Below are 18,183 nucleotides of genomic sequence, written 5' to 3'. Positions count from 1 at the left end.
ATGCGGCTTAATCGGAAAAGTCAGGGCGGGCCTGCCGTTCAATCCACGCCCGGACAGGATCGTCGGGCGCAAAGGGCGGCCCGCTAGTTCCCCGCGCTGGCCATGCGCCGTCCCTTGATCGCTTTCTCTAGCCAGCCGATCTCCATTTCTGGCACCGACGATAGCAAAAGATCGGTGTAGGCATCGAAGGGTGGCGTCAGCACGGTGCTCTTGGCGCCGTAGCGCACCACTTCGCCGCGATACATCACGGCGATCGAATCGGCGATCGACTTGACCGTGGCCAGGTCGTGGGTGATGAACAGATAGGCGACGTTTTCCTCTTTCTGCAGCCCGAGGAGCAGCTCCAGTATGCCGTGGGCGACCAGCGGATCGAGCGCCGAGGTCACCTCGTCGCAGATGATCAGCTTCGGCTTGGCGGCGAGCGAACGGGCGATGCAGACGCGCTGCTTCTGGCCGCCCGAAAGCTCGGCCGGATAGCGGTCGACATAGCCTTTGCCCATTTCGATCTTGTCGAGCAGCTCGGCGACGCGTTTGTCGCGCTCGCGCCCGCGCATCCCAAAATAGAATTCCAGCGGCCGGCCGATGATGGTTCCGACCGTCTGGCGCGGGTTCATCGCCACGTCGGCCATCTGGTAGATCATCTGCAGTTGGCGAAGATCCTCCTTCGGCCGGTCGGCAAGCCGGTTGGCGAGCGGCCGTCCGTCGAAGGTGACGGTGCCTTGTTCGGGCGGCAAGAGGCCGGTGATGGCGCGCGCCAGTGTCGATTTGCCGGAGCCGGACTCGCCGACCACCGCCAGCGTCTGGCCGGGGAAAATATCGACCGAGACGTTCTTCAGCACCTTGATGTGACTGCGGCCATAGGCGGCGGTGATGTTCTTGACCGACAGGAACGGGCTCGTGCCAGGCTGCTGCTCCTGGTGTTCGATCTGATGCACCGAAACCAGCGCGTTGGTGTATTCCTGGCGCGGCTCCTTGATGATCTGGCGGGTGCCGCCCCATTCGACTAGCCGGCCGTGGCGCAGCACCATGATCTCGTCCGAGACCTGGGCGACGACGGCAAGGTCGTGAGTGATGTAGAGCGCCGCGACATGCGTGTCGCGGATGGCATCCTTGATCGCCGCCAAGACGTCGATCTGCGTCGTCACGTCGAGCGCCGTGGTCGGCTCGTCGAAGACGATCAGGTCGGGCTCCGAGCACAGCGCCATTGCCGTCATCACGCGCTGCAGCTGACCGCCCGAGACCTGGTGGGGGAAGCGCTCGCCGATGCTTTCGGGGTTCGGCAGGCTGAGCTTCTTGAACAGCGCCACGGCGCGCTTTTCGGCTTCGGCCCGCGTCGCCGTGCCGTGCAGGAGTGCTGCCTCGACCACCTGGTCCATCAGCCTGTGCGCCGGATTGAAGGCGGCTGCCGCCGATTGCGCGACATAGCAGACCTCGCGGCCGCGCAATTTGCGAAACCCTTCGTTGCCGCCCTTCAAGATGTCGCGGCCATTGAGGATGACCTCGCCGCCGGTGATGCGCACGCCGCCGCGGCCGTAGCCCATCGACGACAGGCCGATGGTCGATTTGCCGGCGCCGGACTCGCCGATCAATCCGAGCACCTTGCCCTTTTCGAGCGTCAGCGAGACATCGTGCACCAGCACGATGTTCTTCGGCGCCTCACCCGGCGGATATACCGTGGCCTCGATGCGCAGATTGCGGATGTCGAGCAGCACGCCGGACTTCGGTTGCCCGGGCTTCGGTTGCCCGGGCTTCGGTTGCTTGTCAGCCATTACCCGCGTCCTCCCTTCAGGCTTGTCGTGCGGTTGAGCACCCAGTCGGCGACGAGATTGACGGAAATCGCCAGCGCTGCGATCGCCGCCGCCGGAATGAGGGCGGCGCCTATGCCGAAGACGATGCCATCCTTGTTTTCCTTGACCATGCCGCCCCAATCGGCGTCCGGCGGCTGCACGCCAAGCCCGAGGAAGGACAGCGTCGACAGGAACAGTACGGCATAGATGAAGCGCAGGCCGAGTTCCGAAACCAGCGGCGACAGCGCATTGGGCAGGATTTCCCGGAAGATGATCCAGCCGCTGCCTTCGCCGCGCAGCTTGGCCGCCTCGACATAATCCATGACGTTGATGTCGACGGCGACCGCCCTCGACAGGCGGTAGACGCGGGTCGAGTCCAGAATGCCCATGACCAGGATCAGTGTCACGAGATTGGATGGCAGCACCGACAGCACGACAAGGGCCATGATCAGTGTCGGGATCGACATCAGGAGATCGACGAGACGCGACAGAAGCGTGTCGAACCAGCCGCCGAAAACCGCTGCCGAAAAGCCGAGGATGGCGCCGAGCGAGAAGGACAGCGCGGTCGCCAGCACCGCGATGAACAGGGTGATGCGGGCGCCGTAGATCATGCGCGACAACAGATCGCGGCCGAGATTGTCGGTGCCCAGCCAATGCGCCGCGGACATCGGTTCCCAAGGGACGTCGCTGACGATCTCGGCATTGCCATGCGGCGCGATCCACGGCGCAAAAATTGCTGCCAGCACGAACAGCGCCGTCAGCACGATGCCGACCAATGCCGGGATGGGGATGCGTTTGATGACGAGCATACCCGCCCCCCTCATTTCGGATGTCTGAGGCGCGGATTGGCGATGATCGCCGCTATGTCCGCGATGATGTTCAGGCTGATGTAGACGGCGGCGAAGATCAGCCCGACCGCCTGCACCACCGGCACGTCGCGCTTGGTGACGTGGTCGACGAGGTATTGGCCCATGCCTGGATAGACAAAGATAACTTCGACCACGACGACGCCGACGATCAGGTAAGCGAGATTGAGCATCACGACGTTGATGATCGGCGCAATGGCATTGGGGAAGGCATGCCTGCGGATGACCGCGAAGGCCGAAAGCCCCTTGAGTTCGGCGGTTTCGACATAGGCCGACTGCATGACATTGAGGATCGCGGCGCGCGTCATGCGCATCATATGGGCTAGCACCACCAGGGTCAGCGCCGCCGCCGGCAGTGCGATGGCCTGAATGCGTTCGCCGAAAGGCATCCCGTCATAGACAGTGGAAATGGCGGGAAACCATTGATGTTGCACCGCGAAGAAAAAAACGAGCACATAGCCGACGAAGAATTCCGGGAAGGACGTCGAGGCCAGCGCCAGTCCCGAGATCAGCTTGTCGACCCAGCCATTGCGGTAGCGCACCGCGATCAGGCCGAGGATGATCGCCAGCGGCACCGCGACGACCGCCGCCCAGAAGGCGAGGAACAGCGTGTTCCACAGCCTTCCCTTGATAGAGGTTGCGATATCCTGACCGCTCGACATCGCCGTGCCGAGATCACCGGTCAGAATGCCGCCGAGCCAGCGAAAATAACGGATGTAAGCGGGATCATTGAGGCCGAGCTGCTCGCGCAGATTGGCGAGCGACTCCGGTGTCGCCGACTGTCCGAGGATGGCTTGCGCGACGTCGCCGGGCAGGATCTGGGTGCCGGCGAAGATCAGGACCGAAACGGCCAACAGCAGCAGAATGCCCAGCGCAATGCGCTGGGCCACCAGTTTCACGATGGGTGAGGACATATCCGCAAGGCCGGGCTCAGGCTTCGAGCCAGCACTTCGCCAGAGCATATCCGTTCATCAACTCCTGATGCGGATCATCCACCCACCCGGCAACCTTGGCGCCCGTCGCGTCGATAAACTGATTGAACATCGGCAGGATCAGGCCGCCCTCGTCGCGCACCATCACAGCCATGTCGTGGTACATGGCCTTGCGCTTGGCCTCGTCGAGCTCGGCGCGAGCCGCCAGCACCATCTTGTCGAAATCCGGACGCTTGAACCGTGTGTCGTTCCAGTCGGCCGTCGACAGATAGGCAGTCGAGTACATCTGATCCTGCGTCGACCGGCCGCCCCAGTAGGAGGCGCAGAAGGGCTGCTTGTTCCAGACTTCCGACCAATAGCCGTCGCCCGGCTCGCGCTTGATCTCCAGCGTGATGCCGGCCTTGGCAGCACTCTGCTGGAACAGCTGTGCAGCATCGACGGCACCGGGGAAGGCGACGTCCGACGTCCGGAGCAGGACGGCACCGTCATGGCCCGACTTCTTATAGTGGAACTTGGCCTTGTCGGGATCGTATTTGCGCTGCTCGATCTCGGTGAATAGCGGGTACGATGCATTGATCGGGAAGTCGTTGCCGAGCGAGCCATAGCCACGCAGCACCTTGTTCAGCATCTCCTCGCGGTCGATAGCCAGCTTCAACGCCATCCGCAAATCGTTGTTGTCGAACGGCGCGGTGTTGCAGTGCATGATGAAGACGTAGTGGCCGGGTCCCGAATGGTTGCGGATGGTGACGCCGGGCACGCGCTTGATCAGATCGACGATCTTCGGCTCGACGCGGTTGATCATGTGGACCTGGCCGCCCTGCAGGGCGGCCGTACGCGCCGTGGCGTCGTTGATGACGATGATCTCTATCTGGTCGGCATGGCCCATCTTGTCGCCCTGCCAATAATTGGCGAAGCGCTCGCCGCCATGGCGCACGCCGGGCTCGTTGGTGGTGACCTTGTAAGGACCCGCCGAGATGCCGGCATCGGCCTTGTCCTTGCCGCCATTCGGCTGAATGATCAGGTGATAGTCGCTAAGCAGGTAGGGCAGGTCGGCATTCGGCTCCTTCAGCGTCAGCACCACTTCCTTGCCGCTGGCCTTGATGCTCTCGATGCCTTTCATGTAACCGAGCGCACCGGACTTTGACTTCTCGTCCGAATGGCGTTCGAGGGTGGCGGCCACGTCCTCTGCGGTCACCTTCTTGCCGTTGTGGAACTCGACGCCATCGCGGATCTTCAGCGTCCAGGTCTTGGCGTCGTCCGACGAGCCGATCTCTTCGGCGATGCGGTTCTCGAGCTTGCCTTCGGGAGACAGTTCGACGATCAGTTCGCCCCACATCTTGCCGAAGGCGAACGGCACCTGCGTCATAAACAGCGCCGGATCGAGGCTGTTGGTGGACTCGCCACCGACCAGGCCGGCCTTGAGCGTGCCGCCCTTGACCGGACCCGCCGCGCGGGAAGCGCTGGATAGCAGCGAATTGGCGATGGTTGCGGTGACGCCAAGCGCTGCTGCCCGGCCGAGAAAATCGCGACGGCTCAGCTTGCCGGACGCAACGCGCCGGCTCAGATATTCCAGTTCGTTTGACATGTTGAGTTCCTCACTCTGTTGGTCCGACCTTATGGTCGTTTTTCTCATTTCTATCGGGAGAATAATGACCGTAAGGGAAAGCGGTAAGCAAGACCGAATGCGACATGCCGTGGCGTAAATCGTGCGTCGCAATTGGACCAATCGCTATAAGCGCTCAAAGCAGTGCGCGCGGGATTTTCTCCTCGAAGTTGCGCTCGAAGACCAGTTTTTCGCCTTCGTAGGCTTCGATTCTGGCGCTAACCACGAAGCTTTGCGCGTCGGACCGCATTTCGGCGAAGGTTTCGGTGCGCACCGACCATCCATTTCGCGACAGCGTCTGGGTCCAATGCGTCTTGCCCGAGGCTGACAGCGGATTGTCGGGATGGATCGCCAATGTCTCTCTGGCGATGCTGCCATTGGCGAAGCCATGCTCCAGGTCGCGCACCTCACCGAAATCGTCAACGATGAAAAGCGTAATCATTCCGGTCTTTTCGTCGCGATCGACATGACGCTCGGAATTGGCGGGCCGAAGCGTCTCCGTTGCCCAGGGCGCAGCACCTTCGGGAGCGGGGAAGGTGACCTCGTCGCCTGTCGCCGGCGGGCGTACCGGCAGCGTCAATGTCGCGGCCGACAATTCGAGCCGGACCGGCTCCGGCGACGGCCAGATCATCGGCCAGTAGGCGTTCGAAACGGCAACGCGCAAGCGATGGCCGGCCGGCACGCGATAGGCGCATTGGTCGAGCACCACCCGGGCGCTGACGGTTTCGCCGGGCACCAGCGCTTCGGGAAATTCGTGCGAGTTGCGATGCGTCAGGTTGAGCACGCCGTAGGAAATCAGCTCCGATGCTCCGTCCGGGTGGACGTCGCACAGCCGAACCGCGATGTTCGCCTGGCGCCGGTCCGACGAGACCCTGACCACAACGTCGGGAGCACCGACAATGTCGACCGTTTCGGTCAGCACCGGCTGGTCGAAGCACACCGACAGCGCATCGTCGGGGCGCTGGTCACCCGGCAGTTCCGGGCCGAAGGTGAAGGGGAAATATTCGCCGCCGGCGAGGCCGCAGCTTTGCGGCGAAGCGACAATAGTGTGGTTGCCTTCAGCGATAAGCTCAACCTCTTGGGTCTTGATGTTGGGTGACGGCCATTCCGATTCAGCGACCCAGCGGCCCGGCCGCTCGGGGTGCCAGCGCGCCGGACGCACGCTGTCCATGACGTAGGCGCGGTAGGCGGGGTCGGCCTCGACGCCGGTGTCGATGTCCTTCAGCCAGCGGTCCCACCAGCGCAAGGCCTCCTGCAGGAAGCCGATGCGCGGTTCGGGCGCGGCGTAATGCGGGTATTTGTGGATCCACGGGCCGACGATGCCCTTGACCGGCGCCTCGATATTGACGGCGAGATGGGAAATCGTATTGCGATAGCCATCATGCCAGCCGCCGATCGACAGCACCGCGGCATGGATGGCGGAATAGTCCTCGCAGATCGAGCCGCGCTTCCAATAGGCATCGCGATGCTGGTGCTTCAGCCACAGCGGTGCCAGGAAGGGCTGGTTCTCCAGCCTGGTCAGCCACAGGTCGCGCCATCTGTTGTCGCCGGCCAGCAACGGATCCGGCGGCCTTGACGAATAGGACAGCATGGTCGAGGCCCAGCCGAAATTCTCGATCAGCAGGCAGCCGCCCTTGTAGTGGATGTCGTTGGCATAGCGGTCGACCGTCGAACAGAGACTGATGACCGCCTTCAGCGCTGCCGGCTGCTTGGCTGCTACCTGCAGGCCGTTGAAGCCGCCCCAGGAAATGCCCATCATGCCGACATTGCCGTTGCACCAGGGCTGCGCCGCCGCCCAGGCGATGACGTCGCAGGCGTCCTGCAGTTCCTGCTCGGAATATTCATCGTCCATCAGCCCTTCGGAATCGCCATTGCCGCGCATGTCGACGCGGATCGAGGCGTAGCCGTGGCCTGCGAAATAGGGATGCGTCAGCTGATCGCGATAGATCGTGCCGTCGCGCTTGCGGTAGGGCAGGTGCTCGAGGATCGCCGGCACCGGATCGTCGGCAGCATCGGCCGGCATCCACACCCGCGCCGACAGCCTGCAGCCGTCCGGCATGATGATCCCCATATCCGGAAATTCGACGATCTTTCGTGGGAATTCAGTGACGATTTTCATGCGGGGCATAACGCCCCGCAGCGAGGCGACTTTCAATCGCTATTCGCGACTGGAGCAGCAAATTATGCGACCTGTCAGAGAGGCCGCGCGGCTACCGCAACTCGTCCACCAACTCCGGGTGTTTTTCCAACAGCGTCATCAGCTGAATGGTTGGGCCACTCGGCTCGATCAGACCCCGTTCGTATTTGTCGAAAGCGTTCTCGCCGACCTTGAACAGGGATCCTGCCTCGCGCTGCGACAGTTTGAGCTTTGTGCGCACGCGACGGATGGTGGCCGGTGCCGGAACGCCGTCGATCTTTTCTTTGAGGATGCGGCGCGCTGCATCGACGACGGTCATGTCGTCTCCGACATGCACGCCCTCACTTCCCGAAGAGGGATAATAACCCGGCAGCTCGACGATCATGCTCTCGCCCTTGTAAGTCACAGTGAACGGACGCACCCCACGCGTCAGCGTTTCTCCTGTTTCGGGGGAGGTCATGCTATTCGTTCCATTATTTTCTTTCATCGCCATAGTCACTTTCCTTGAACGACATGACTGTGAATTCGGTCACGACGTCCGCCTGAAATTTCACGTAAAGAACCAGGTCGCGTGCTGGCACGTGCCAGACACGATGGTCGGCGAACGTCGTCATCGACGTTACAAACATCTTCCGCGTGATGCCGCCGATCACCTCGACAATACCGGCGCGATCAAAGCCCAGCCCAATGGCATCCCGCAGGGCGGACGTCTTGATTGCCAGCGTGTCGACAGAACCCAACTCGGCCTTGATTGCATCAAGATCGTAAGTGGGTCTGCGTTTCTCCATAACGCAATATGCCACCATAAAGGTGGCAATTCAAGCCATTGAACTTTGCGGCATTCAATTCAGCGGAATGTCGTTTTCGTCCTTGCCGGCCTGATAGGCGCCGGACAATTCGTCATAGCGCGCCGATATTGTGTGGATGCGCGCTTCCAGCCGGCCGCGCTCGGGGTCGGGCAGCGAGCGCACCAATTTGCGGATCGAAAAGCTCTTCCAATAGGCATTCTCGGCATTGTAGCCGCCGGGATCGAGCGTGAAGACCTCTTTCAGGATCTTCAAATCGTGCGGGATGTCGAAGCTGTCGCGCGAGTCCTCGTGGCTGAACAGATAGAAGAAATTGTCGAAGCCGGTCCAGGTGATCGCCGACAGGCAGAGCGAGCAAGGTTCGTGCGTGGCAAGAAAGATCGCGTCCTTGGTATCGACGCGCTCGGCCTTCGGCATTTCGTAGAAGCGCTTCAGGCAGTGCACCTCGCCATGCCAGAGCGGGTTTTCCGTCTCGTTATTGGTTTCGGCAAGCACCAGCGAACGGTCGTCCTTGCGCAGGATCGCCGCGCCGAACAACTTGTTGCCATGCGCGACGCCCTCGGCCGTCTTCGGCACGATGTCGTGCTCTATGACATCGAGCAGGCGGTCGATCAGCGAAATGTCGGTCATCACCGGCTCCCATCGGGAAGATGTATCTCGTAGGCGTGCGAGAAGTGGCACTCTTCGAGGTTGGAGCCGTCACCGCCACGGTCGACGACCACAAAATCTTGGACATCGCCGATCGGCGTCAGCACGCCGTGCCACAAATTGCGCGGATAGTTGACGCCTTGTCCGGGCGCGGTGATGAACGCATGCAGTTCGCCCGGGCCCTCCTCGCCATCATGGCAGACGACGACCAGGAACGGCCGTGGTGACAGCGGGATGAAGGCCTGGCTGCCGAACGGATGGCGCTCCACCATGGTCAGCTTCAACGGCAGCTCATAGGGCGTGCCACGCACCATGGAGATCAGCACGCGCGCATTCGGTCCTCGTGCTTCCGCGGTGGCGAGGTCGTGGTAGCGCTCGGCCTTGCCTCCATTGATCGAATAATGGTTGTCGCCGCCCATATCGATGACGTCGCCGAATTCGGCGAAATTTTCGCGGGTCAGCGGCCGCGCGACGATGCGGGTCATGGTAAAGGTCTCGCGACGCCGGCGCTGCCAAGCTTGGCGTGGCGGTTGACGTCCTTGTAGAGGAGGTAGCGGAATTTGCCTGGCCCGCCGGCATAACAAGCCTGCGGGCAGAAGGCGCGCAGCCACATATAGTCGCCGGCTTCGACTTCGACCCAGTCCTGGTTGAGACGGTAGACCGCCTTGCCCTCCAGCACATAGAGCCCGTGCTCCATGACATGCGTCTCGGCGAACGGAATGACCGCGCCCGGCTCGAGCGTGACGATGGTGACATGCATGTCGTGGCGCATGTCGGCCGGATCGACGAAGCGCGTGGTCGCCCATCGGCCTTCGGTACCCGGCATCGGCGTCGGCGCGATGTCCTGTTCGTTGACGAAGAACGCTTGCGGCGGCTCGATGCCGTCGACTGCATCATAAGTCTTGCGGATCCAGTGGAAGCGGACGGCGGCGCCGCTTTCATTGTGCACCGTCCACCCACTCGCCGGCGGCAGGAAGGCAAAGCCGCCCGGCCTTAAGCTATGTTTCTTGCCGGCAAGCGAAACGCTTAGCTCGCCTTCGACCACGAACAGCGCACCTTCGGCGGCGGCGTCAAGCTCAGGGTGGTCGCTGCCGCCGCCAGGCGCGAGCTCGACGATATATTGCGAAAACGTCTCGGCAAAACCCGACAGCGGCCGCGACAGCACCCAGACGCGCGTCCCATCCCAGAACGGCAAGGCGCTGGTGACGATGTCCTGCATCACGCCTTTGGGGATGACGGCATAGGCCTGTGTGAACACAGCGCGGCCGGTCAGCAATTCGCTCTGGCCGGGATGTCCGCCCTGCGGCGCATAATAGGTTCGCTCGGCCATTTTCATCATATCCATAAATTCAAGCCTGTTGCGGAAGCCAGGGCCTATCGCGGCAGCCAAAGCCTATTGCGGAAGCATGTCCTTGACGCGAAGCAGCGCGATGCGCTCGACCTGTCTGCAGGCGGTTTCGAATTCGACATCGTGGCTGTTGCCAATACGCGCCTCGAACTCGGCCAGGATCTTCCCCTTGGTCTTGCCTTTCACCGCAATAATGAAGGGGAAACCGAAACTGGTGACGTAGGCGGCATTGAGTTTTGCGAACAGCTCGCGCTCCTTGTCGGTCAGCGCGTCGAGGCCGGCCGAAGCCTGTTCCCTCGACGATTCCGCCGTCAGCCGCTTGGCCTGCGCCAGTTTTCCGGCAAGGTCGGGGTGGGCATTGAGCACGGAAAGCCGCTCGGCCTCGCTTGCCGCGCGAAAGACGCGGCAGAGCGCATTGTGCAGGCCGCCGGCACTGTCATGCGCCGGGCCGAGCTCCAGCTCATAAGCGCGCTCGGCAATCCACGGGGAATGCTCGAACACGCCGCCAAATGTATGGACGAAGGCCTCGACTTCCATTTTCGACGGGCGCAGCGCCGGCAACCGGAACGGATGCGTCTCCTGCCAATGTTTTGCGATGTCGATGCGCCGTGCCAGCCAGACCTTGTCGTGTGATTTGACGTAGTCGATGAAGCGCTTCAGTGCCGCGACCCGGCCCGGCCGGCCGACGAGGCGGCAGTGCAGGCCGATGTTCATCATGCGCGGCCGTCCTGCCTTGCCCTCGGCATAGAGCGTATCGAAACTATCCCTGAGATAGGCAAAGAACTGGTCGCCCGAGTTGAAGCCTTGCGGCGTGGCAAAGCGCATGTCGTTGGCGTCGAGCGTATAGGGGATGACCAGCTGCGGCTTCGCCGACCCGTCCGGTGCCACATGCTCGAACCAGTAGGGCAGTTCGTCGTCATAGGTGTCCGACACATAGTCGAAGCCGCCCTCTTCCGCCGCCAGCCGCACCGTGTTGATCGAGGTGCGCCCGGTGTACCAGCCGGTCGGCCGCGCGCCTGTGACCTCATAATGCAGCCGGATCGCCGCTTCCATGTCGCGGCGCTCGTCTTCTGGCGCATGGTCGCGGTAGTCGATCCATTTCAGCCCGTGCGAGGCGATCTCCCAGCCGGCCTCCTGCATCGCCGCAACCTGATCGGGCGAACGCGCCAGGGCCGTGGCGACGCCGTAGCAGGTGACCGGCACTTGCGCCGCGCTGAACAGGCGCAGCAATCGCCAGAAGCCGGAACGGGCGCCGTATTCGTAGATCGATTCCATGTTCCAGTGGCGCTGGCCGGGCCAGGGCGCGGCGCCGACGATCTCCGACAGGAAAGCCTCCGAAGCCTTGTCGCCGTGGAGGACGCAATTCTCGCCGCCCTCTTCGTAATTGACGACGAACTGCACCGCGACATGCGCCCCGCCGGGCCATTTCGGATCCGGCGGATTGGCTCCATAGCCCCGCATGTCTCGTTCGTAACGCATTCTCGCTCCTGCCGGAAATTGTGATCAGGATAGTCGAAAGGAGTGCCTGCGCATTCCCCCGAAATTTTTGAAAGTGTTTTTGTCGCGCTCCGCTCGACCGGGACTTATGCATCGCCTTTAATTGGCGCACAATTCATGAATAGTGTTCGACTGTGCAGGGAATGGAGCAGCCAGTGGCGGAAACGTCGAAAGCCGAAGGCGGGCGCCTGACGACCCACGTCCTCGACACTGCGGCCGGCAAACCGGCGGCCGGTCTGTCGATCGAGCTCTATCATCTTGACGGTCAGGCCCGGACGCATCTGAAAACGGTCGTCACCAATGATGACGGCCGTTGCGATGCTCCGCTGCTTGCCGGCGCGGAATTCCGTACCGGCGAATACGAGCTGGTCTTTGCGGCTGGCGATTATCTGCGCCTGCAAGGGACAAAACTGCCGGAACCGGCCTTCCTCGACCATGTGCCGATCCGCTTCGGTATGGCCGAGCCGGTGCACTATCATGTGCCGCTGCTCCTGTCCCCGTACGGCTATTCGACTTACCGGGGAAGCTGAGATGGCCGGGATCAAGACACGCAACGAAATCCGGTTCATCCTCAATGGCGAGGACGTCGCGCTCAGCACGGTTGCACCCGATCAGATCCTGCTCGATTGGCTGCGGCTCGACCGTTCGCTGCGCGGCACCAAGGAAGGTTGCGCCGAGGGCGACTGTGGCGCCTGCACGGTGCTGGTCGGCAGGCTCTCCGGTGGAACACTGGTCTATGAAAGCGTCAATGCCTGCATCCGCTTCCTTGGCTCGCTAGACGGCACGCATGTCGTGACCGTCGAGCATCTGTGCGGCGACGCAGGAAAACTGCATCCCGTGCAGCAGGCGATGGTCGATTTCCACGGCTCGCAATGCGGCTTCTGCACACCGGGTTTCGTCATGTCGCTTTATGCTCTGTGGATGCGGGCGCCGGAGCCGTCGGACGCCGCCATCGAAAAGGCGCTGCAAGGCAATCTCTGCCGCTGCACCGGCTACGAGGCGATCATGCGCGCCGCACGTGCCATCTCCAGCTACGGCAAGGCGACAAAGGATCCGTTGGCGGCGGAGCGCAAGGCAGTCACGACCAAGCTCGAAGCGATGAAGGACGGTTCGCGCATTGAGATCGGCTCCGGCAACAAGCGGCTGATCGTGCCGGCCAATGCCGACGATCTGGCCAGCGTACTGGTCAAGGAGCCGGGCGCCACTATCGTCGCGGGTTCGACCGATGTCGGCCTTTGGGTGACCAAGCACATGCGCGATATTGCGCCGGCGGTTTTCATCGGCAATCTCGATGGTCTGTGCGGGATTTCCGAGGACAAGGGCGTCGTCTCGATCGGCGCCGGTGTCACCTATAGCGAAGCCTTCTCGACGCTGGCGAAACGCATCCCGGCGCTCGGCCCGCTGTTCGACCGCATCGGCGGCGATCAGGTGCGCAACATGGGCACCATCGGCGGCAATATCGCCAACGGTTCGCCGATCGGCGACACGCCGCCGCCGCTGATCGCACTCGGTGCCCGCCTGACGCTGCGCCGCGGCGACAAGCGTCGAACGATCCCGCTCGAGGAGTTTTTCATAGCCTATGGCAAGCAGGACCGGCAGCCCGGCGAATTCGTCGAGGCCGTGCATGTTCCGGTGCCAGGTAGCGAGACGAAATTTGCCGTCTACAAGATCACCAAGCGCCGCGACGAAGACATCACAGCAGCGCTAGGCGCGTTTTTCCTGAAGCTCGCCGAGCATGGCACGGTGGCGGATGTGCGCATCGCCTATGGCGGCATGGCGGCAACGCCGAAGCGAGCCTTTGGCGTCGAAAAGGCATTGCTTGGCAAGCCCTGGACGGAAGCGACGGTCGAGGCGGCGATGGCCGCGTATGCCGACGATTTCACGCCGCTGACCGACATGCGGGCAAGCGCCGAATACCGGGCGCTGGCGGCGCGCAACCTGCTGCTGCGCTTCTTTGCCGAAACCACCGGCACCCGGGCGCCGATCCAGGTATCACGGCACGAGGCGGCATGATGAACAAGCACGCCACCCCCAACCTGAAGGCGCAAAAAATCGCCGGCGGCGTCGCCACCGACCAGCGCCATGATTCCGCGCACAAGCATGTCAGTGGCACGGCCGTCTATATCGACGACATGCCGGAACCGGCCGGCACGCTGCACGGCTACCTTGGGCTTTCGACGGCGACGCATGCCACCATCACCAGCATGGACCTGTCGGCGGTGCGCGCGGCACCCGGCGTCATCGACGTGCTGACGGCGAGCGACGTGCCAGGCGAGAACGACATTTCGCCGACCGGCCGTCACGACGAGCCGGTGCTGGCCGACGGCAAGGTGCAATTCTTTGGCCAGCCGATCTTCTGCGTCATTGCCGAAACCCGCGAGCAGGCGCGCCGTGCAACGAGGCTGGCCAAGGTCGAATACAAGGAATTGCCGTTCGTCGCCGATGTCGGTGAGCTCGATCCCCGGAAAGATAAGCTGGTCACGCCGCCGCTGACGCTGAAGCGCGGTGATGCAGCGGCTGCGATCAATGCGGCGCCGCGCCGGCTGAAGGGAAAAATGCGCATAGGCGGCCAGGAGCATTTCTATCTCGAAGGTCATATCGCCTTGGCCATCCCCGGCGAGGACCACGACGTCACCATCTATTCCTCGACCCAGCACCCGAGCGAAATCCAGCACATGGTCAGCCATGCGCTGGGTGTGCCGAGCCATGCGGTGACGGTGGAAATCCGCCGGATGGGCGGCGCTTTCGGCGGTAAGGAAACGCAAGGCAATCAGTTTGCGGCATTGGCCGCTATCGCCGCGAAGAAACATCATCGGGCCGTGAAAATCCGGCCCGACCGCGACGACGACATGATCGCCACCGGCAAACGCCACGATTTCCTCGTCGACTACGAGGTCGGCTTCGACGACCAGGGCAATATTCTGGGCGTAGATTTCATGTTCGCGGCGCGCTGCGGCTTCTCGGCCGACCTCTCCGGCCCGGTCACTGACCGCGCGCTGTTCCATTGCGACAACACCTATTTCTGGCCGGCGGTGCACGCGCAATCGGCGCCGCTCTACACCAACACGGTATCGAACACTGCCTTTCGCGGCTTCGGCGGCCCGCAAGGCATGGTCGGCGCCGAGCGCGTCATCGACGAAGTCGCGTTTGCCGTCGGCAAGGACCCGCTCGAAATCCGCAAGAAGAATTTCTACGGCACCAGCGACCGCAACATCACGCCCTATCACCAGACGGTCGAGGACAACATCATCCACCGCATCGTCGCCGAACTGGAGGCGAGTTCCGACTATGCGAGGCGCCGCCGCACCATCGATGCTTTCAATGCCAACAGCCGCTTCATCAAGCGCGGACTGGCGCTGACGCCGGTCAAGTTCGGCATCTCGTTCACCGCCACCCACTACAACCAGGCCGGCGCGCTGGTGCATGTCTATACCGATGGTTCGGTGCATCTGAACCACGGCGGCACCGAGATGGGGCAGGGCCTCTATGTCAAGGTGGCGCAGGTCGTGGCGGAAGAGTTCCAGATCGACCTCGATCAGGTCAAGATCACCGCGACGACGACCGGCAAGGTGCCGAATACCTCGGCCACCGCCGCGTCTTCCGGCTCCGACCTCAACGGCATGGCGGCGCAGAATGCCGCCCGCCAGATCAAGGACCGGTTGATCAATTTTGCCGTCGAGAGATACCAGGTGCCGCGGGACCAGGTGCTGTTCCTGCCCAATCGCGTGCGCATCGGCAACCAGGAGATCGCCTTCGCCGATCTCGTCAGGCAGGCCTATATGGCGCGCATCCAGCTTTCGGCGGCGGGTTTCTACAAGACGCCGAAAATCCATTGGGACCGCGACAAGGGCGAGGGCCATCCCTTCTACTATTTCGCCTATGGCGCCGCGTGCTCGGAAGTTTCGGTCGATACGCTGACCGGCGAATATGTCGTCGAGCGCACCGACATCCTGCACGAAACCGGCCGCTCGCTGAACCGCGCCATCGACCTCGGCCAGATCGAGGGCGGCTTCATCCAGGGCATGGGCTGGCTGACGACGGAGGAACTGTGGTGGGACGACAAGGGGCGGCTGCGTACCCATGCGCCATCGACCTACAAGATCCCGCTCGCGTCGGACCGGCCGAAGATTTTTAATGTGACTTTGGCCGACTGGGCGCAAGCAGGCGAGCCGACGGTGCACCGCTCGAAGGCGGTCGGCGAGCCGCCCTTTCCGCTCGCAATGTCGGTGCTGCATGCGCTGTCGGACGCAGTTGCGAGCGTTGCCAGCCACAAGATCTGCCCACGCCTCGACCCGCCGGCCACGCCGGAGCGTGTGCTGATGGCGATCGAACGGCTGAAGCGGGAAGCCAGGACCGGCGCTTGAATCCCGGAAAACGTGCAATTCAGGCCGAAAAACTCTATATTTCCCGATAGGGAACGCGAATGATGAACGCGAAAGTGCAGAGCCTGAAAGCCTTTCTTGCCGGCGCCGGCCGGGTCGCCTTCGTTGAGGTGGCCGGGACAAAAGGTTCGACGCCGCGCGAGACGGGTGCCTTCATGCTCGTCTCGGGATCGGCCACTTTCGGCACGATCGGCGGCGGCCAGCTCGAATACATGGCGACCGACAAAGCGCGGCAGATGCTTGGTCGATCTGCCGCAGGCCCTGGCGAGGTTGGCGCCGCCCCTCATCCGCCTGCCGGCACCTTCTCCCCGTATAGTGACGGGGAGAAGGGGGCTGGCCGCAACGCTGTCGCCACGCTCGACATCGCGCTCGGCCCGGAGATCGGGCAGTGCTGCGGCGGCAGAGTCGAGCTGCTGATCCGGCTGGTCGACCCCGCGCTTGAAGCCAAGCTGGTTGCGGCGGCGGAAGCCGAGGAAGCGCAGCGACCGCATGTCTACATCCTCGGCGGCGGCCATGTCGGCCAAGCGCTGGCCTCGGCGATGGCCTTGCTGCCGGTGCATATCGTCGTTGTCGAGACGCGAGCCGAGGCGCTCGAAGGCATGCCGGAAGCGGTCGAAACCAAGCTGACGCCGATGCCTGAGGCAATGGTGCGCGAAGCTCCGGCTGGATCCGCCTTCGTCGTCCTTACACATGACCATGCGCTGGACTTCCTGATCGTCGCCGAGGCGCTGAAACGCCGGGATGCCGCCTATGTCGGCATGATCGGCTCCAGAACCAAGAAGGCGACGTTCCGGAACTGGTTCCTGAAATCGGCGGACGGAAGCGAGGCGGAATTTGCCCGCCTCGTCTCGCCGATCGGCGGCGATGCGGTGAAAGACAAGCGTCCGCAAGTCATTGCAGCGCTCGCCGCGGCCGAAATCATAACGGCCTTGGCGAGGTATTATTTACCCGTCGACGGGCCAAAATATTCCCAATCATCGGGTGGTGGTCGGCCGACCGCATCGTCGCAGACTTTTTGATGCTATGAACGGAAGACTGTAGCAGTTGGCGCGTAAGGCCGAGAAAAACACGAGCAGCGCAAATTGATGAAACAGCTTGTCATAGCTCTTCTGGCTGCTTTTGCAGTTTTCTTGGCGTCTACAATAGGATCGCGAACGCCCGCTGCGCGACACGCCGGCGAGCAAACACTCCGCGCCACCTGGTTTGTGCATGTGTTTGCGGTTCTGCTTGCGGGCTTTATCGCGGTCGTTGTGGTTGCCGGACACAGCGAAACACCGAGCGAGCAACTTCCCTGGATTTTTGGTCTACTGGTTGGCTTTGGTCTGAGCCTGATCGGGTGGATTTGGTTCTTTTATGTTCGCGTAGTCTTTTGGAATGTCGAGGGCATAGGAATCCGGCAGCCATTCATGCCGCTTCGATTTATTCCGTGGGAAGACATCGAATGGGCTGGTCGCAAATGGACAGGAGATTTCCAGCTTCATTCCAAGAAAACCAGCATTGGCTACACCGCGTTCCAGGGCGGACACGATGAGCTAAATCGCCGGGTGAAGCTTGAGGTGCCGAAGTTCGACAGAAATTTCTGATCGAACCCCGGCGCGCCGAGCAAATAGCGCCGTCCAAAAAGAGCTATTCCTTCTCCTGCGTGTGCGCCTCAAGGAACCACAGCAATTTGTCGAGCGAGCGTGAATAGGCGGTGAAGATGTCGGCGGTGTCGGCGTCGCCCGCGCCAGCCGCTTCGTCGATCGCCGCGCGTGCCCACTTGGCGGTTGCGGCATAGCGGTCGATCAGCGCCGCCAGATGATCTCGGGTCTTGTGGATGTCGGTCGGATAGGCCTCCAGCATACTCGCCTTCGAGACCTCTTGCGATGTGCCGAGCGCCGTGCCGCCGAGCTGTACGGCGCGCTCCGCAATGGTGTCGACATGGCCGTCGATCTCCTCGCGGAACGTGTCGAGCATCTCATGGATGGCGATGAATTGCGGTCCCTTGACGTTCCAGTGCGCCTGCTTGGTGATCAAGGCCAGATCGATGGCGTCGGCGAGGCGGGCATTGAGAAGATCGATACACTCTTTCTTGGCATTGGATTGCAGGTCGTTGCGGGTGGCGATGGCATCCATGATCGGCTCCTGTGGCGGTTGCGTCCGCTTGGTTTGAAGAGGGCGAAGTTTGTGGAAGGTCA

Annotated in this window: 17 protein-coding genes; 5 read left to right on the top strand and 12 right to left on the bottom strand. The window is 62.4% G+C overall.

The features are described from left to right. Positions 1-83 precede the first annotated feature (83 nt). The 11 genes from NKJ91_RS05555 to puuE all read right to left on the bottom strand — a co-directional run bounded on the left by NKJ91_RS05555 (position 84) and on the right by puuE (position 11,606). On the bottom strand, positions 84-1,769 hold the full coding sequence (locus tag NKJ91_RS05555) for an ABC transporter ATP-binding protein (protein WP_352454758.1): 1,686 nt from the start codon (positions 1,767-1,769) through the stop codon (positions 84-86). Further along, positions 1,769-2,596: an ABC transporter permease gene (locus tag NKJ91_RS05550; protein ID WP_352452240.1), complete on the bottom strand. Its 828-nt coding sequence runs from the start codon at positions 2,594-2,596 to the stop codon at positions 1,769-1,771. The genes NKJ91_RS05555 and NKJ91_RS05550 overlap by 1 nt, the downstream gene beginning before the upstream one ends. Before the next feature lie 11 nt (positions 2,597-2,607). After that, positions 2,608-3,567 (bottom strand): ABC transporter permease, encoded by a 960-nt coding sequence (locus NKJ91_RS05545; RefSeq protein WP_023676218.1) that lies wholly within the window; start codon positions 3,565-3,567, stop codon positions 2,608-2,610. A 16-nt stretch (positions 3,568-3,583) separates the two neighbouring features. Next, positions 3,584-5,170 (bottom strand): ABC transporter substrate-binding protein, encoded by a 1,587-nt coding sequence (locus tag NKJ91_RS05540; RefSeq protein ID WP_023676219.1) that lies wholly within the window; start codon positions 5,168-5,170, stop codon positions 3,584-3,586. A 154-nt stretch (positions 5,171-5,324) separates the two neighbouring features. After that, positions 5,325-7,307, bottom strand: a complete 1,983-nt coding sequence (locus NKJ91_RS05535; RefSeq protein WP_352454757.1) for a CocE/NonD family hydrolase — start codon at positions 7,305-7,307, stop codon at positions 5,325-5,327. Positions 7,308-7,398: 91 nt separating this feature from the next. After that, positions 7,399-7,818, bottom strand: a complete 420-nt coding sequence (locus NKJ91_RS05530; protein ID WP_352454756.1) for a type II toxin-antitoxin system MqsA family antitoxin — start codon at positions 7,816-7,818, stop codon at positions 7,399-7,401. Then, entirely contained in the window at positions 7,799-8,113 is a 315-nt protein-coding gene (locus tag NKJ91_RS05525; RefSeq protein ID WP_352454755.1) for a type II toxin-antitoxin system MqsR family toxin, read from the bottom strand. Before NKJ91_RS05525 ends, NKJ91_RS05530 begins: the two co-directional genes overlap by 20 nt. Positions 8,114-8,167: 54 nt before the next feature. Continuing rightward, positions 8,168-8,761, bottom strand: coding sequence for a nucleoside deaminase (locus NKJ91_RS05520; RefSeq protein ID WP_352454754.1), 594 nt, complete (start codon positions 8,759-8,761; stop codon positions 8,168-8,170). Continuing rightward, a complete protein-coding gene (locus tag NKJ91_RS05515; protein WP_352454753.1) occupies positions 8,761-9,264 on the bottom strand; it encodes an ureidoglycolate lyase in 504 nt (167 codons plus the stop codon). Before NKJ91_RS05515 ends, NKJ91_RS05520 begins: the two co-directional genes overlap by 1 nt. Further along, positions 9,261-10,109 carry a bifunctional allantoicase/(S)-ureidoglycine aminohydrolase gene (locus tag NKJ91_RS05510; RefSeq protein WP_502903558.1) on the bottom strand — a complete coding sequence of 283 codons (849 nt, stop codon included), beginning with the start codon at positions 10,107-10,109 and terminating at the stop codon, positions 9,261-9,263. Before NKJ91_RS05510 ends, NKJ91_RS05515 begins: the two co-directional genes overlap by 4 nt. A gap of 63 nt (positions 10,110-10,172) precedes the next feature. Next, positions 10,173-11,606: an allantoinase PuuE gene (gene puuE, locus NKJ91_RS05505; RefSeq protein ID WP_352454751.1), complete on the bottom strand. Its 1,434-nt coding sequence runs from the start codon at positions 11,604-11,606 to the stop codon at positions 10,173-10,175. A gap of 173 nt (positions 11,607-11,779) precedes the next feature. On the opposite strand from puuE, the gene uraH reads away from it, so the two are divergent. The 5 genes from uraH to NKJ91_RS05480 all read left to right on the top strand — a co-directional run bounded on the left by uraH (position 11,780) and on the right by NKJ91_RS05480 (position 17,589). Continuing rightward, a complete protein-coding gene (gene uraH, locus NKJ91_RS05500; protein ID WP_352454750.1) occupies positions 11,780-12,154 on the top strand; it encodes a hydroxyisourate hydrolase in 375 nt (124 codons plus the stop codon). 1 nt (position 12,155) lies between these two features. Then, positions 12,156-13,637, top strand: a complete 1,482-nt coding sequence (gene xdhA / locus NKJ91_RS05495; protein WP_352454749.1) for a xanthine dehydrogenase small subunit — start codon at positions 12,156-12,158, stop codon at positions 13,635-13,637. Continuing rightward, the gene (gene xdhB, locus NKJ91_RS05490) at positions 13,637-15,988 is read left to right on the top strand and encodes a xanthine dehydrogenase molybdopterin binding subunit (RefSeq protein ID WP_352454748.1); all 2,352 of its coding nucleotides are present in this window, start codon (positions 13,637-13,639) and stop codon (positions 15,986-15,988) included. The genes xdhA and xdhB overlap by 1 nt, the downstream gene beginning before the upstream one ends. 62 nt (positions 15,989-16,050) lie before the next feature. Then, the gene (gene xdhC, locus NKJ91_RS05485) at positions 16,051-17,025 is read left to right on the top strand and encodes a xanthine dehydrogenase accessory protein XdhC (protein WP_352454838.1); all 975 of its coding nucleotides are present in this window, start codon (positions 16,051-16,053) and stop codon (positions 17,023-17,025) included. A 66-nt stretch (positions 17,026-17,091) separates the two neighbouring features. Continuing rightward, entirely contained in the window at positions 17,092-17,589 is a 498-nt protein-coding gene (locus NKJ91_RS05480) for a hypothetical protein (protein WP_352454747.1), read from the top strand. A 43-nt stretch (positions 17,590-17,632) separates the two neighbouring features. Here the strand turns inward: NKJ91_RS05480 and dps are convergent, their stop codons facing one another. Continuing rightward, positions 17,633-18,121, bottom strand: coding sequence for a DNA starvation/stationary phase protection protein Dps (gene dps, locus NKJ91_RS05475; protein WP_352454746.1), 489 nt, complete (start codon positions 18,119-18,121; stop codon positions 17,633-17,635). Between the last annotated feature and the right edge of the window lie 62 nt (positions 18,122-18,183).

This window comes from Mesorhizobium sp. M0040 (assembly GCF_040323505.1).
Lineage (GTDB): Bacteria > Pseudomonadota > Alphaproteobacteria > Rhizobiales > Rhizobiaceae > Mesorhizobium.
Note: the sequence above shows the minus strand (reverse complement) of the source record. Positions and strands in the feature narration are given on the sequence as shown.